This is a genomic window from Streptomyces sp. 147326 (assembly GCF_045000215.1).
In the GTDB taxonomy this organism is placed as follows: Bacteria; Actinomycetota; Actinomycetes; order Streptomycetales; family Streptomycetaceae; genus Streptomyces.
The window spans coordinates 8137213-8150586 of the sequence record NZ_CP134201.1 but is presented as its reverse complement, the minus strand read 5'-3'; the positions used below and the strand labels follow the sequence as shown (position 1 = coordinate 8150586).

General features: G+C 72.9%; 14 protein-coding genes. 8 read left to right on the top strand and 6 right to left on the bottom strand.

The window, feature by feature from the left end; genetic code table 11:
• The first annotated feature begins 78 nt into the window (after positions 1–78).
• From RIU97_RS37520 to RIU97_RS37510, 3 genes are all read left to right on the top strand, one after another.
• Positions 79–1077 carry a DUF1996 domain-containing protein gene (locus tag RIU97_RS37520; protein WP_404961936.1) on the top strand — a complete coding sequence of 333 codons (999 nt, stop codon included), beginning with the start codon at positions 79–81 and terminating at the stop codon, positions 1075–1077.
• Positions 1078–1160: 83 nt separating this feature from the next.
• Positions 1161–1772 carry a sigma-70 family RNA polymerase sigma factor gene (locus RIU97_RS37515; RefSeq protein WP_404961935.1) on the top strand — a complete coding sequence of 204 codons (612 nt, stop codon included), beginning with the start codon at positions 1161–1163 and terminating at the stop codon, positions 1770–1772.
• Positions 1769–2494: a zf-HC2 domain-containing protein gene (locus RIU97_RS37510; protein WP_404961934.1), complete on the top strand. Its 726-nt coding sequence runs from the start codon at positions 1769–1771 to the stop codon at positions 2492–2494. The genes RIU97_RS37515 and RIU97_RS37510 overlap by 4 nt, the downstream gene beginning before the upstream one ends.
• Before the next feature lie 396 nt (positions 2495–2890).
• On the opposite strand, the gene RIU97_RS37505 is transcribed toward RIU97_RS37510, so the two are convergent.
• Positions 2891–3622 carry a hypothetical protein gene (locus RIU97_RS37505; RefSeq protein ID WP_362859388.1) on the bottom strand — a complete coding sequence of 244 codons (732 nt, stop codon included), beginning with the start codon at positions 3620–3622 and terminating at the stop codon, positions 2891–2893.
• A gap of 9 nt (positions 3623–3631) precedes the next feature.
• A complete protein-coding gene (locus tag RIU97_RS37500; RefSeq protein ID WP_404961933.1) occupies positions 3632–5059 on the bottom strand; it encodes a hypothetical protein in 1428 nt (475 codons plus the stop codon).
• 150 nt (positions 5060–5209) lie between these two features.
• Between RIU97_RS37500 and RIU97_RS37495 the strand changes: the two genes are divergently transcribed.
• From RIU97_RS37495 to RIU97_RS37475, 5 genes are all read left to right on the top strand, one after another.
• Entirely contained in the window at positions 5210–6136 is a 927-nt protein-coding gene (locus RIU97_RS37495) for a RimK family alpha-L-glutamate ligase (RefSeq protein ID WP_404961932.1), read from the top strand.
• Positions 6133–6945, top strand: coding sequence for a RimK family alpha-L-glutamate ligase (locus tag RIU97_RS37490; protein WP_404961931.1), 813 nt, complete (start codon positions 6133–6135; stop codon positions 6943–6945). The genes RIU97_RS37495 and RIU97_RS37490 overlap by 4 nt, the downstream gene beginning before the upstream one ends.
• A 108-nt stretch (positions 6946–7053) precedes the next feature.
• Entirely contained in the window at positions 7054–7908 is an 855-nt protein-coding gene (locus tag RIU97_RS37485) for a DMT family transporter (protein ID WP_404961930.1), read from the top strand.
• Positions 7909–7956: 48 nt separating this feature from the next.
• Entirely contained in the window at positions 7957–9012 is a 1056-nt protein-coding gene (locus tag RIU97_RS37480) for an alcohol dehydrogenase catalytic domain-containing protein (RefSeq protein WP_404961929.1), read from the top strand.
• A 54-nt stretch (positions 9013–9066) separates the two neighbouring features.
• Complete coding sequence (locus RIU97_RS37475) at positions 9067–9492, top strand: hypothetical protein (RefSeq protein WP_404961928.1); 426 nt, start codon at positions 9067–9069, stop codon at positions 9490–9492.
• Between the two features lie 9 nt (positions 9493–9501).
• Here the strand turns inward: RIU97_RS37475 and RIU97_RS37470 are convergent, their stop codons facing one another.
• The 4 genes from RIU97_RS37470 to RIU97_RS37455 form a co-directional block, all read right to left on the bottom strand.
• The gene (locus RIU97_RS37470; RefSeq protein ID WP_404963077.1) at positions 9502–10227 is read right to left on the bottom strand and encodes an Asp/Glu racemase; all 726 of its coding nucleotides are present in this window, start codon (positions 10225–10227) and stop codon (positions 9502–9504) included.
• Between the two features lie 64 nt (positions 10228–10291).
• Positions 10292–11221 (bottom strand): fumarylacetoacetate hydrolase family protein, encoded by a 930-nt coding sequence (locus RIU97_RS37465; protein WP_404961927.1) that lies wholly within the window; start codon positions 11219–11221, stop codon positions 10292–10294.
• 18 nt (positions 11222–11239) lie between these two features.
• Positions 11240–12358 (bottom strand): cupin domain-containing protein, encoded by a 1119-nt coding sequence (locus RIU97_RS37460; protein ID WP_404961926.1) that lies wholly within the window; start codon positions 12356–12358, stop codon positions 11240–11242.
• Positions 12355–13374 (bottom strand): carbon-nitrogen hydrolase family protein, encoded by a 1020-nt coding sequence (locus RIU97_RS37455; protein ID WP_404961925.1) that lies wholly within the window; start codon positions 13372–13374, stop codon positions 12355–12357. Before RIU97_RS37455 ends, RIU97_RS37460 begins: the two co-directional genes overlap by 4 nt.

Below are 13374 nucleotides of genomic sequence, written 5' to 3'. Positions count from 1 at the left end.
GGTGGCCGACGGCCGGGTGGCGACCGCCATGCGGATGCCAGGTTGACGACGATCGCGCCACCGGCAACCGTGACCGCCATGGGGAAAGAACGCCGACTGCTCACACTCGTCATCTGCCTGGTCCTGGGGGGCGGACTGACCGCCGCGGTGCTGGGTGCCTCGCGAGCGGCCGGTCCGCACGGGGGGACCGTGGCCGGGCGTCCGGCGCCCTCCGACTACGTGGACATACGCGACGTTCCGCGCGTCCCGGCGGCCGCTCCCGCCCCGGGGGCCGACGGATCCACCGGCTCGGTGGTGGTGGACTGCGGCCGCAACGAGCAGGGCCACTACAACGAGGACAATCTGGTGGTCTCGCCGGGCCTGCGGGCCGGCGCCCACCACACGCACGCGTACGTGGGGAACCTGTCCACGGACGCGATGTCGACCGACGCCTCCCTGGCCGCGGCCGCCACGAGCTGCAGGGGCGGCGACCGGTCGACGTACTACTGGCCCGTCCTGCGGCGCCTCGACCGGCCGGGTACGCGCCCCCACGAGCACTCGGCGGGGCACGGGAACACGGGCGAGATCCTGCCGGAGGTCTCGGTCCTGGTGGAGTTCCGCGGCAGCCCGGTGAGCAAGGTGGTGGCCATGCCGCGCTTCCTGCGCGGGATGACGGGCGACGCCGTCGCGTACACGGCGGCCGGCGACGCCGACGTACGGGCCCGCTGGGGGTGTTCCGGCTCCCCCGACCGGTCCACCACCCGCTACCCGCGCTGCCCCGGGGACGAACGGGTCACCCGCACCCTGGTCTTTCCGAGCTGCTGGAACGGCATCGACACCGCCGGCGCCGGACACCGCTCGCACCTGCGCTTCCCCGGCACGAACGGCGTCTGCCCGCCGGACTTCTTCCCGGTGCCCGAACTGCGCGTCTCCCTCGCCTACGAGGTCCCCGCGGGAGTGCCCGTGGCGCTCGACTCCTTCCCCGAGCAGCGGCACAGCCCGAAGACGGACCACGCCATGTTCGTCAACGCGATGACCGACCGGCAGATGGCCGCTGTCGTCGGCTGCCTCAACGAGGGGCGCGCCTGCCGGGTCTGAGTGACGCAGGTCACGTGAACCGTGCGGGCACCGGCGGCGTGTTCCGACCGCACCACGTAAGCGAGGAAGACGGAGAGGGTGAGATGGCCGGACCACTGTGGCCCCGCACTCGGCGGGGCTCGACCGATGAGGCACTGATCAAGTCGGTGTACGAGGAGCACGGTCACGCCCTGCTCGCGTACGCCACCCGGCTGACCGGGGACCGGGCCGCCGCCGAGGATGTCGTCCAGGAGACGCTCATCCGGGCCTGGCGGCATTCCGAAGTCCTGGTCAACGGAAAGGGTTCGGTGCGCGGCTGGCTGCTCACCGTGGCCCGCAACATCATCACCGACCGGTACCGGGCCAGGGCCGCACGGCCGCCGGAGGTCTCCGGTGCCTCGGCCACTCCCCCGGTGGAGGCGGACCACGCCGACGCGGTGGTGGACAGCATGACGGTCCTGGGGGCCCTCGACCAGCTGTCGCCGGAACACCGTGACGTCCTCAAGGAGTTGTACTACCGGCAGCTCAGCGTGGCGGAGGCGGCGGACGCCCTCGGCATCCCGGCGGGCACGGTCAAATCGCGTTCGCACTACGCGCTCAAGGCCCTGCGCGACGTCTTCAGGGACCAGCGTTCCAAGGACAGCAGCTTCAGAGATGGCAAACGACCGGGCGGGCCGCCCCAGCGGCCGGCCGGACTGCGTGAGGTGGTGGCATGAACCGGCAGCGGCACGAGGAGGAACTGCTCGGCCCGTACGTGCTCGGCGTCCTGGACGCCGAGGAGGTCCGCCGGATCGAGGATCACATGAGCGGATGCGTGCAGTGCCGGGAGGAGGTGGCCGCGTTGCGCGAGATGGAAGCGGCACTGGGCGAGGTGCCCGAGGAGGCGTTCCTCGACGGGCCGCCGCAGGGCGGGGACCTGCTGCTCCAGCGCACCCTGCGGCAGATGCGCGGTGAGCGGGCCGGTGCCGAGCGCCGGCGCGCGGGGCTCGCGGGACTGGCCGTGGCGGCCTCGCTGGCCGCCGTGTTCTGGGCGGGTGCGCAGCTGGGCGCCGGTGATCCCGATTCCGTCGCCCTGCCCGTACCGCCGTCCCCGACGGCTTCGGCGGACCCTTCGCCGCCGCCCGCCGGGACCAAGGTGCTCTCCGCGACCGATCCGGGCACGGGTGCGCGGGTGACCGTCCAGATGACGCCGGCCGCCAAGTGGGTGCGGTTGCACGCGGCGGTCACGGGAGTGCCGCAGGGCGAGCGGTGCCGGCTGGTCGTGGTCTCCAAGGACGGTACGCGCACGACCGCGGGCAGCTGGGTCGTGGGCGGCCAGGAGAAGGGCGAGGGCAAGGGCGCGTCGCTGGACGGTTCTGCGGCGGTGGATCCGGCGAACGTCAAGGCGGTCCTCGTGGAGAACGAGGCGGGCCGGACCTTCGTGTCCGTACCGGCCTGACCGGGGTGTGACGGAGCCCGGGAGCATATCCAGCTCCCGGGCTCCTGCGTGCCACCCAATTGCGCACACCGGCACGTTTAAGAGTCGCGGATCATTCTGAGATCGACGTGTTCTACCTTTGAACTACCGCGCCACGAAAGAGGCACAGAGGGGACTTGAACCCCCATCCATCGATGATCGTCCACGCTCGGTCGATCCGGTGTTCGGCGGCGAATACTGAGACTGGAGCGAGAATCTGAGATTAACGGGGCCGCCTCTACCAGCTTGGGCCACCCCGGCACGCAATGCCGGGGGAGGGATTCGAACCCCCAACTGACACCCCTGTTCAGCTTCAACATCAGTTTCAGCTTGCGCTCTCGCGCACCCCCTGCAGACATACAGGGGGAGATTTCGGGGCTACCTGAACAGGTAGCCGAACACCGCGTCCCCGACCCGCTGGTCGGTGACCTCGGCGCTGTTGGCCTCCTCGCGGGCGAACTTGACGGCCTGCTGGAGCTTCTCCACGCGGTCGAGCAGCTCGTTGACCCGGCGGGCGGGCAGTGCTCCGGAGAACTTCACGGTCGTCCAGTACCCGACCGGGACGTCCTCGTAGTAGACCTCGACCTGCGCCGGGTGCTTCTCGGTGGCCTCGGCCTTGACGTGGTTGCGCGGCACCTTCTTGGTGCGGATCGTGCGCACCGGGTCCGTCTTCCAGGAGTCCGTCGACGGGTCGAGGTTCCAGGACTCGGAGGCGTCCAGCACCGGCAGCTTCCGTACGAAGGTGTGCATGTCCGTCAGCTGCTTCTCGAGGAACAGCAGGTACGGCACGGGCACCTGCGCCAGCAGGACCGTCCCGTCCACGACGACGTCGGCGGCCGCGGAGCGGTTCGCCCAGTCCTTGGTGGCTGTCACGTCGAACAGCCGCGTCAGGGTCCCCGCGGTCGCCCGCAGCACGTCCTCCGCCTTGACCTGCACCCGCGTGGACTCGGGCGGCAGTTGCTCGCCCTCCTCGTCCTTGGGCTGGTAGGTCCGGGAGATACCGGCCAGCAGGGCGGGCTTCTGGACGTCGTGGTGAGCCTGCGTGAGCTCCTGGAGGGACTTGGACTTGACGCCCTTTTCCACTGCGATGATCTGATTCAGCTTCGGCACGCGATCAACCTAGCAGCCGCTTGTCGGATCATTCACCAGGATTTCGGGCACCCCGGCCCGGTCGAGCAGGCGGCGCATGTCCTCGGCCGGGAGCGCCGGGTTGGCCGCGGCGGCCCTCGCGGCCGCCGCGGTCTCCGGGTCGGGATCGGTGAGCAGTTCGCGGATCCGGGCCACGGGGAGCCGGGGGTCCCGGGCGGCATCCGCGCGGGTCTCCGGGTCCCGGCTGAGCCGGTCCAGGAGCTCCGGCTCCAGACCGGGGTCGCGCAGGGCCAGGCGCCGGCGCTCCGGGTCCGGGGAGTTGGCGAAGCGTGCGGCGAGCCCGGCGGCGGGGAAGCCCGGGCGGGTCACCAGCATGCCCACGGCGCGGTGGGTGCCGTTCAGGTAGAGGTCGAGCAGCAGCTCGGGCGGCGGCTCCGGGTGGAACTCCGCGAGCAGCAGCCGTACCGCGAAGTCATCGTCCCGCGCGAGCAGTTCCACGGCGTCGGACGGCAGGCCCGGGCAGACCGCGGCGCTGCGCCGCAGCCAGGTGTGCGGGGACCGGGCGCACCGCCGCAGGAACGCGGCGTCCTCACGGCGCTCCCACACCCAGTCGAGGGTGGACAGCCGGTCCTCGGGGTCCACGGCGTAGTCGATGGCGGCGCGCTCGGACTCGCTCAGTTCGGGGCGGGCGGAGACATGGAGCCGGACCCGCGGGTCGGGGTCGACGGCCAGCCGGGCCACCAGGTCGGGCGGGAGCGAGGGGTTGGAGGCGATCGCCGCGAGCCGTTCGCCCTCCGCGACCACGCGTTCGGCGAGTTCCCGGGTGAGCCGGCCCTTCGCCAGGACCTCGGTCACCTGCCACCCGTCCCCCAGTTGACCGACCAGCCAGGTGGTCCGTTCCTCGTCCTCGTGGCAGACCTGCAGGGCCGCGGCCTGCCGCACGTCCGGGTCCTCGTCGTGGAGGAGCCGCTCCCGTGCCTCGTCCGCGAGCCGGTCCCAGACGCGGCAGGCCGCCCTGCGGAACGGCGGATGCTCGTGATGCGCGAGACCCGTCAGGATGTGGGCGGGCGGGGCACCCCACACGACCAGTTCGTGGCCCACCAGGCCGCGCGGGTGGTTCAGCAGCCGCTCGTACGCCCAGTCGGGCAGCGGGGCCACCCGCCGCCGGTAGGCCAAGGGGCCGTGCGCGAGGGTGAGGTGCACCGCCGGGGCCGGGTCATCGACCAGCCGGGCACGCTGGCCGGGGTCGATGCTGCCGTTCTCGGCGAGGGCCATGCGGACGTGGCGGTCCGGGTGGACCAGAACGGCCTCGATCACCTCTTGCGGCAGAACCGCGCGCTTCGCAACCGCTCGTCGCACCCACTCGTCTTCGTGGCCGAGCAGCCGCAGCAGCGCGTCCGCCGGTGCGGCCTCGTTCCGCGCCAGGCCGTGCAGCAGCCCCGTCCAGTGATCGCCCATGCCCGATCCCTCCCCCGTTGATCCAAAACGGGCAGCGTAGCAAGGAAGCTCACAGCCGGACCGATCATCACAATGCGGTCCATGACATCCTGTGACGTCACAACTCGCCGGACGAAATCGGCGGACGTCCGGGGAATATGGGGAAGGTCGATGAGGCTCTGCTTCCTGGTGGAGGAGCACTACCGCCACGACGGCATGCCGAACGAGGTGATCGGGCAGCTGACCGCGTGGGGGCACCAGGTGGACGTGGTGCGGCCGGGCGGCTCGCTGCTGCGCATGTCCGAGGCCGTGGGCACCGGGGCGCACGACGCCTGGGTGCTCAAGACCGTCTCCGGCGGGCCGGGGCTCACCCTGCTCGAAGCCGCCGCCGCGGCCGGGATGACCACCGTCAACGACGCCCGGTCCATCCGGGGCGTACGGGACAAGGCGCTGGCCGCCGCCATCGGGCGCGGCCGGGGGCTGCCGCTGCCGACCACGTACGCGGTGGCCCGCCCCGAACTGCTCAGGGAGGTACCGGCGGCGGAGTACCCGCTCGTCGTCAAGCCCGCCGACGGAAGCTCCGGACGGGCCGTGCGCATGGTGTCCTCGCCGGAGCAGCTGGAGACGGTGCTTCCCCTCCTCGCGGGCGAGGGCATGCTGATCGCCCAGCCGTACGTACCCAACTCGGGCACGGACATCAAGGTGTACGGGGTCGGCGGCGAGCTCTTCGCGACCGAGCGCTGCTCCCCGCTGCACCCGGACCCCTCGGTACGGGAGCGCCGGGTGCCGTTGTCGGCCGAGGTGGCGGCGATCGCCGCCCAGGTGGGGGCGGTCTACGGGCTGGACCTGTACGGCGTGGACGTGCTGCTGGGCCCGGACGGGCCGGTGGTCGTCGACGTGAACGACTTCCCGAGCTTCCGTCAGGTGCCGGACGCGGCGGCGCGGGTGGCCCGGGCGGTGCTGGAGCTGGCGCGGGCGGGCGGCCGGGCGCAGCCCCAGGCGGCCTCACCGCAGCCCCCACCCGCGGCGCTGCCGTTCCCGAGGCTGCCCCTCTCGATTCCGGTGCAGGCCTCGGCGGGGGCGGGCGAAAACATATGAGGATCGGCCTGATCACCCCCGAGCCCGGGCATCCGCTGCTGGCGGGGGCCGCCGCGCTGCTGGCTCCTGAGCACGTCGTCGAAGCGCTCGATCCGACCCCGCCCGGGAACGCGCCGGTGCCGGTGCCCCGGCGGCCGGCCGATGTCTACCTGCTCAAGTCGGGGACCCGGCACGCCGTGGGGCTCGCGAGGGAGCTGGAGCGGCGGGGCGCGGCCGTGGTGAACTCCGCGGCGGCGACGGCGCTGTGCCAGGACCGGACGGAGATGGCCGGGCTCGCCCTGCGGGCCGGGCTGCCGTTCGCCGCGACGCGTACCGTCGGCCCCCTCGCGGCGTGGGCCTCCGGAGCCCGGCTCACTGCTCCGGTGGTCGTCAAGAGCCGGCGCAACCGCAAGGGCGATCTCGTCGCCCGCGCCGACGACGACGCCGCGCTGCGGGAGTTGGCGCGGGTCTGGCCGCGGGAGCCGGTGGTGGTGCAGGAGTACGCTCCCAACAGCGGCTGGGACCACAAGCTGTGGGCCATCGGGGACCAGGTCTTCGCGGCCCGGCGCCGCTCCGAGCTCTCGCCCGGCGGGCGGGGCCCCGACCTGCCGCTGGCTCTGGATGATCTGCCGTCCGGATGGGCCGGCCTGGTGCGCGAGGTGGGCACGGTGTTCGCGCTGGACGTCTACGGCGTGGACGTCATCGACACGGGCGGCGGCACACCGCTGATCGTGGACGTCAACGCCTTTCCCGGTGTCCGCGGCCAGTCCGGCGCCCCGGCGGCCCTCGCCGCCCTGACCCTGCGCCGGGCCCAGGGCCGCCGCCCGTAGTCCTGCGGCGCCGCACGCGCGCGTCCGGACGGGCGAATGCGCGCGGCGGGGCGGCCCCGGCCCGGTGTCGTGGCGCGGCCCTGTGGCGCGGGCGGTGAGGATCGGGCCATGGGCGTCGTCCTGCCGGTCCTCTTCGCGCTGTTCGCGGCGCTCAGCAACGCGCTCGCCACGGTGCTCCAGCGGCGGGCGGCGCTCACCGTGCCGCAGAGCGACGGCTTCCGCTTCGGCCTGGTCCTCGACCTCCTGCGGCGGCCGGTGTGGGTCGGCGGCATCCTGGCCGTGATCGCGGCCGGGGTCGGGCAGGCCCTCGCGCTGGCCACGGGCGCGCTGGCCCTCGTACAGCCGCTGTTCGTGCTGGAGCTGCCGCTGGCCCTGCTGATCGCCTCGCTGGTGACGCGCCAACGGCTGCCGGGGGCGCTGTGGCTGGCCGTGGCGGGGGTGGTGGCGGGGCTCGGGATCGCGCTGGTCGCCGCCTCGCCGCAGGGCAACCGTACGGACGTGGAGCCCGCGCGGTGGGCGGTGGCCCTGACGGCCTGCGCGGTCGTCGTGGCCCTGCTGGCCGTGGCCGGGCTGCGCCGCCCGCCCGGCCGCTCGCGGGCCGGCTGCCTCGGCGCGGCCACCGCCGTCTGCTACGCGCTCACCGCCGCCCTGATGAAGTCCGCGGTGCACGTCCTCGACGACGGCGGCATCGGCGCGTTCCTGACCGCCTGGGAGACGTACGCCTTCGGCGCGAGCGGCATCTGCGCCCTGCTGCTGCTCGAACACGCCATGCAGGGCGGGCCGCTGGTCGCCTCGCAGCCCGCCCTGACCCTCGGCGACGCGAGCATCAGCATCGCGCTGGGGGTGGTCCTCTACGAGGAACACCTGCGATCGGGCTGGTGGTTGCTGCCGGAGCTGCTGGGCATCGCCCTGATCTGCGCGGGGGTGCTGGCCCTCGCGAGGGCCGGGGACGGGGCGCCATGAGGCCGGCGGCGGGTAGCGTGCCGGTCAGTCGAGCGGAGGGCGGGAGCCGTGCGAGCAGTGGTCTTCGAGCGGTACGGGGAGCAGGCCGAGGTCAGGAACGTGCCGGAGCCGCGTCCGGCGGCGGGCGGGGTGGTGGTGCGGGTGGAGGCCACCGGGCTGTGCCGCAGCGACTGGCACGGGTGGATGGGGCACGATCCGGACATCGTGCTGCCGCACGTGCCCGGGCACGAACTGGCGGGCGTGGTGGAGGCGGTGGGGGCCGGGGTATCGAACTGGCGGGTCGGCGACCGGGTCACGGCGCCGTTCGTGTGCGCCTGCGGAAACTGCGCCGACTGCGCGGCGGGTGACCACCAGGTCTGCGCGCGGCAGACGCAGCCCGGGTTCACCCACTGGGGCTCCTTCGCCGAGTACGTGGCCCTGGACCACGCCGACGTGAACCTGGTGGCCGTGCCCGGGGAACTCTCGTATGCCACGGCGGCCGGGCTCGGCTGCCGCTTCGCGACGGCGTTCCGGGCGGTGGTGGCGCGGGGCAGGGTCGCGGCGGGCGAGTGGGTCAGCGTGTACGGCTGCGGCGGGGTGGGACTTTCCGCCGTGATGATCGCGGCGGCGGCCGGGGCACGGGTGGTCGCCGTGGACACGGCGCCGGGGGCGCTGGAGCTGGCGCGGAAGTTCGGCGCCGTACACGGTGTGGACGCCGCGGCCCACGCCGACACCGCTGCCGTGGTGCGCGAGTTGACCGGCGGAGGCGCACACCTCTCCCTCGACGCCCTGGGGTCACCGGCCACGGCGGCGGCCTCGGTGAGCGGTCTGCGCCGCCGGGGCAGGCACGTGCAGGTGGGGCTGCTTCCGGCGGCGGCCGGCGCGGCGGCCCTGCCGATGGACCGGGTGATCGGCTGGGAGCTGGAGGTCCTCGGGAGCCACGGGATGGCGGCGCACGCGTACCCGCCGATGATGGAGCTGGTCCGGGGCGGGGTGCTGCGCCCGGACCTGCTGGTCACCTCGACGATCCCGCTGGACGCGGCCCCGGCCGCGCTGGCCGCGATGGGATCCGCCACGGGAGCCGGGGTCACGATCATCCTGCCGGGATCGGGGGCGCGGGGCTGAGCTACGATCCCCGCGCAGAACACGTGAACGACACGGGAGTGGTGGGTGGTGGGCGTGAGCACCGGTGGCAGAGTGCCGGGGGCCGTGGCCGTGGTGCTGGTGGGCGGCCTGCTGCTGAGCGGATGTTCCGGCGCCGGGGACGGCGGAGCCCCGCCGGCGGCGGAGAAGCCTCCGACGCCGACCGCGAGCCCCGGCCCGGCGACGGCCCCGCCGGTTCCCACGGCCTCGGAGCCGGCGGCCCCGGAGCCCTCCGCCTCGGCCGCGCCCCCGGCGGCGCGGCCGAAGCCCACGGCCGGCCGCGCGTCGGAGCCGGCGCCGAAGCGGAGCACGGCGGGTTCGCCGAAGGTCCCGCAGAACCCCTACCGGGGCCCCACCCCGCCGCCGGCGCCCACCCACATCCCGACGATGGACTGGAAGCCGACCCCGTTCGACCCGAACGACCCCTCGATCCCCACGTACACGTTGCCGCCGCTGCGCTGAGCCTGTCGGCTACGCGGGCAGGGGGGCCCGGGCGTACTTGCCCGACAGCAGGTGGCCCGCCCCCGGGGCCACGGCGTCGAGGTCCAGGGCCCGGAGCATCTGGTGGGCGGTGCAGACCGCCGCGGAGACGACCGGCTTGCCCAGGAGCTGTTCGGCCTCCTCGATGGCGCCCAGGGACGGCATCTGCACGCAGGCCGAGAGCACCACGGCGTCGGCGTCCGAGTACTCCAGCGCCCGCGCGAGGCCCGGCAGCCGGGCCGGGTCGTGGGCGGCGACGTCGAGGTTGTCCGGGATTTCGAGGGCCTCGTAGTCGAGGACCTCGATGCCCTCGTGCGTGAGGTAGTCCACGACGGTCCGCGTGAGCGGGCGCATGTAGGGGGCCAGCAGCGCGATCTTCTTGGCGCCGATGGTGTGCAGCCCGTGGACGAGGGCTCCGGCGCTGGTGACGACGGGGGCGGGTGCCCCGTTCTCGGCCGTGCGGGTGTGCAGCCGCTGTTGCGAGGTCCGGTGGTAGCCGAGGCCCATGCTCATGATGGCGACCAGGCAGGCGTAGCCGAGTACGTCGACCCGGGCGTCGGACAGTTCCACGGCGCAGCGGTCGGAGTCCGCGTCCATGGCCCTGAGCTGTTCCGGGGTCACGTGGGTCATGCGCATCCGGCTGGAGTGGAAGGTGAAGCGCTCGTCGGGTGCGACGGCCTGGCGGGCCCGGAGGATGGCCGGGACCTCGGTTTCCATGGTGACGTTGGAGCTCGGCACGATCTGGCCGATGCGGTAGGTGCGGGGTGCCACGGGGTGCTCCTCAGCGGGCGTCGACGACGGGGTTGGTCAGGGTGCCGATCAGCTCGACGGTGGCCTCCACCGTGTCACCGGGGGTGAGGAACTCCGGCGGGACCATGCCGGCGCCGACGCCGGAGGGCGAGCCCGTCGCGATGACGTCGCCGGGTTCCAGGGTCATGCCGGAGCTGATGTCGGCGATGAGGCGGGCGATCGGGAAGAGCATGTGGCGCGTGTTCGACTTCTGCTTGGTGACGCCGTTGACGCGCAGCGAGAGGTCGAGTGCCATGGGGTCGCGGATCTCGTCGCGCGTCACGATCACCGGGCCGAAGGGGGCGTAGGAGTCCTGGCCCTTGGAGAAGAACCACTGGCCGGAGCGGCGCTGGTCGCGGGCGCTGATGTCGTTGATGATGCTGAAGCCGAAGATGTGGTCGTACGCCTCCTCCTCGCTCACCCGGTGGGCGGTGCGGCCGATGACGACGGCGAGTTCGCATTCCCAGTCCAGCTGGGTGGTCAGGTCGGCGTTGTGCAGGATCGGCTGGCCCGGTCCGGTGACGGCGGTGGCGGGCTTGCCGAAGAGGACCGGGCGCGGCGGCAGGTCCTGGTCGGTGTCGAGGCTGCGGCTGGACTCCTCGACGTGCTCGATGTAGTTGAGGCCGACACCGATGATCTTGCCGGGGCGCAGCGGGGCGCGCAGGGTCACGTCCTCCAGGCGGTGGACGGCGCCGGCGGGCGCTCCGGCGGGGTCGGCGGCGAGCAGCTGCCGGGCCGCTTCCTCCGCGGCGGGGCCGGCCTGGACGAAGGACAGCAGGTCGTGCGGGAGCCGCACGCCGGCGTGGTCGGCCAGGACCGCCAGGTCGAGGACGAGGTCGTTCGCCTCGACGCCCAGGCGTTCGGTGGCTCCGGTGCTTCCGTTGGTTCCGGTGGCTTCGGTGGTGAAGGTCAGCAAGCGCATGCTGGGGCTCCTCGTGGGTCAGGCGGGGGTGACGGGCTGGTGGCCGCCGTTGTCGGCATACGCCTCTTCCCGGTGGAAACCGAGCGAGCGCATGACGGGGAAGTCGTTGAAGGAAAAGAGGCAGGCGTCCTCGGCCGGGTCGAGGTTGTGGTGCTCGTGCCAGGCCCAGGAGGGGACGCAGAAGATGTCGCCCTGCTTCCACTCGAAGCGCTGTCCGGCGATCACCGAGACCCCGCGGCCCTTGGCGGCCGTGTAGATCACCGAGCCGGTGTGGCGGTGGGCGAGGGTGGCCTGGCCGGGGCGCAGCAGCTGCATGTGGGCGCCCATGGTGGGCATGACCGAACCGCCCGTAACCGGGTTGGTGTACTCGGCGATGACCCCGTCGTAGGGGGAGCCCTCGCTCGCCTTGGCGAGGCCCCGCAGCGCCTCGTACGTGGGCTCCCAGGGGTAGGCGAGCAGCGGCGAGTAGGGCCGGGTCCACTTCTCCACCCCGTACGGCAAGAGGTTCGCTCCGTAGGTCAGGACCGAGGAGTTGATGACCTTCCCCGGGGTCTGGTACAGCTCGGGGTGGACCTCGTAGAACCCGGCGTCCAGGGCGTTGACCAGCGGAATGTCGAGTCCGTCCTGCCAGATGACGGGTCCGTCCTCGGCGTCGTTGCCGTGCTCGTGCCAGGTGCCGTTCGGGGTGATGGCGAAGTCGCGGGGGCCGACCTTCAGCTTCTGGCCGTCGACGATCGTCCAGGCACCGGTGCCCTCGTGGACGAAGCGCAGGGCGGCGGCCTGGTGGCGGTGGGCGGTCATGGCTTCGCCGGGGCCCATGATCTGCAGGCCGGTGTAGAGGAGTCCCGCGGCGGCGCTGACGTCCTTGCGGCCGGGGTTGACGAGCATGACGACGCGGCGGCCGGCGTCGTCGCCCTTGACGAGGCCGAGGGCCTTGAGGACGTGGGGGCGCAGTTCGTCGTAGCGCCACAGCACGGGTACGGACCGGGGCTGCGGGTACCAGGGCTCGATGTCGTTGGCCACGGTCCACAGGGCGCCGGCGTCGAGGGCGCCGAGCTCCTCGTAGTACGCGGTGAGTTCGGGGGTGTCGGAGACCCGGGCGCGGCCGAGCACGGTGTCGTCCTGCTCGATGGTCATACGTCCTCCTCAGGAGCGGCGGTGTCGGTGAAGGGGGCCGGGGGCACGGTGAAGGTCACGGGCAGCCGGGGGCGGTTGTCGACTTCGAGACGGAAGATGTCGAAGCGGTTGTAGTGGCCGGTGATGTCGTGCATCTGCTTGGGCTGGATGCACCGGGCGAGGTCGATCTCGCCGTAGACGATCCCCTCGTCGTCCACGAGCGGTTCAGTGACCGGGCGGCCGTCGGGGCCGAAGATGCCGGACAGCGCGCTGCGGGGACGGGTGAACTGCTTGCGCAGTTCCTCGTCGTCCCCGGCGAGCATGTCGACGATCTCCGGGGAGACGGTGGAACAGGCGACGACGGAGAAGACCTTGCCCTCGAAGCTGTGGGCGGCGGTGCGGACGGCGATGGCGTCGGCCATGTCGTAGTCGGCGGGGGCGACGGGCAGGGCGATGTAGCAGGAGGCGTGGACGAGTTCGCCCTGCGCGAGGAGGGTGAAGCGGGCCAGGGTGTTGGTGTTCTCGCCGCAGGCGAGCGCGCCGAGGGGGCCGACGGGTGTGTCGTGGACCACGAGCGAGCTGCCGTCCCCGCCGGTCCAGGTGAGCTTCTCGGCCCAGGTCGGAACCAGTTTGCGGTGGACGCCGAGAAGGGCGCCGTCGGGTCCGATGGTCAGCAGGGTGTTGTAGAGGACGCCGAGGCTGTGCGGGGCGCGCTCGTTGACCCCGATGACGAGGACGATCCCGTGCTGGCGGGCCGCCGCGCGCAGGGCGTCGACGTGCGGGCCGGGAATGCCGACGGAGGACCGCTGGAGGCGCTCGAACCAGGGGGAGCCCTGGACCGGGTTCATCGTCCAGTTCCAGTAGGGGTATCCGGGGACGAACACCTCGGGGAAGACGACGAGTTCGGCTCCGTGGGCCGCGGCCTCGGCGATCAGGGCGACGGCCTTGTCGACGGTGGCGGCGGGGTCGAGGTAGACGGGTGCGGCCTGGACGGCCGCCGCCGTGAAACGGGGCAGGTTCTCCCTGTTCATGGGCAT

Coding starts and splice junctions, on each gene's coding strand:
- RIU97_RS37520 (WP_404961936.1), top strand. CDS start 79: ATGGGGAAAGAACGCCGACTGCTCACACTCGTCATCTGCCTGGTCCTG.
- RIU97_RS37515 (WP_404961935.1), top strand. CDS start 1,161: ATGGCCGGACCACTGTGGCCCCGCACTCGGCGGGGCTCGACCGATGAG.
- RIU97_RS37510 (WP_404961934.1), top strand. CDS start 1,769: ATGAACCGGCAGCGGCACGAGGAGGAACTGCTCGGCCCGTACGTGCTC.
- RIU97_RS37500 (WP_404961933.1), bottom strand. CDS start 5,059: ATGGGCGATCACTGGACGGGGCTGCTGCACGGCCTGGCGCGGAACGAG.
- RIU97_RS37495 (WP_404961932.1), top strand. CDS start 5,210: ATGAGGCTCTGCTTCCTGGTGGAGGAGCACTACCGCCACGACGGCATG.
- RIU97_RS37490 (WP_404961931.1), top strand. CDS start 6,133: ATGAGGATCGGCCTGATCACCCCCGAGCCCGGGCATCCGCTGCTGGCG.
- RIU97_RS37485 (WP_404961930.1), top strand. CDS start 7,054: ATGGGCGTCGTCCTGCCGGTCCTCTTCGCGCTGTTCGCGGCGCTCAGC.
- RIU97_RS37470 (WP_404963077.1), bottom strand. CDS start 10,227: ATGGAAACCGAGGTCCCGGCCATCCTCCGGGCCCGCCAGGCCGTCGCA.
- RIU97_RS37465 (WP_404961927.1), bottom strand. CDS start 11,221: ATGCGCTTGCTGACCTTCACCACCGAAGCCACCGGAACCAACGGAAGC.
- RIU97_RS37460 (WP_404961926.1), bottom strand. CDS start 12,358: ATGACCATCGAGCAGGACGACACCGTGCTCGGCCGCGCCCGGGTCTCC.
- RIU97_RS37455 (WP_404961925.1), bottom strand. CDS start 13,374: ATGCCCATGAACAGGGAGAACCTGCCCCGTTTCACGGCGGCGGCCGTC.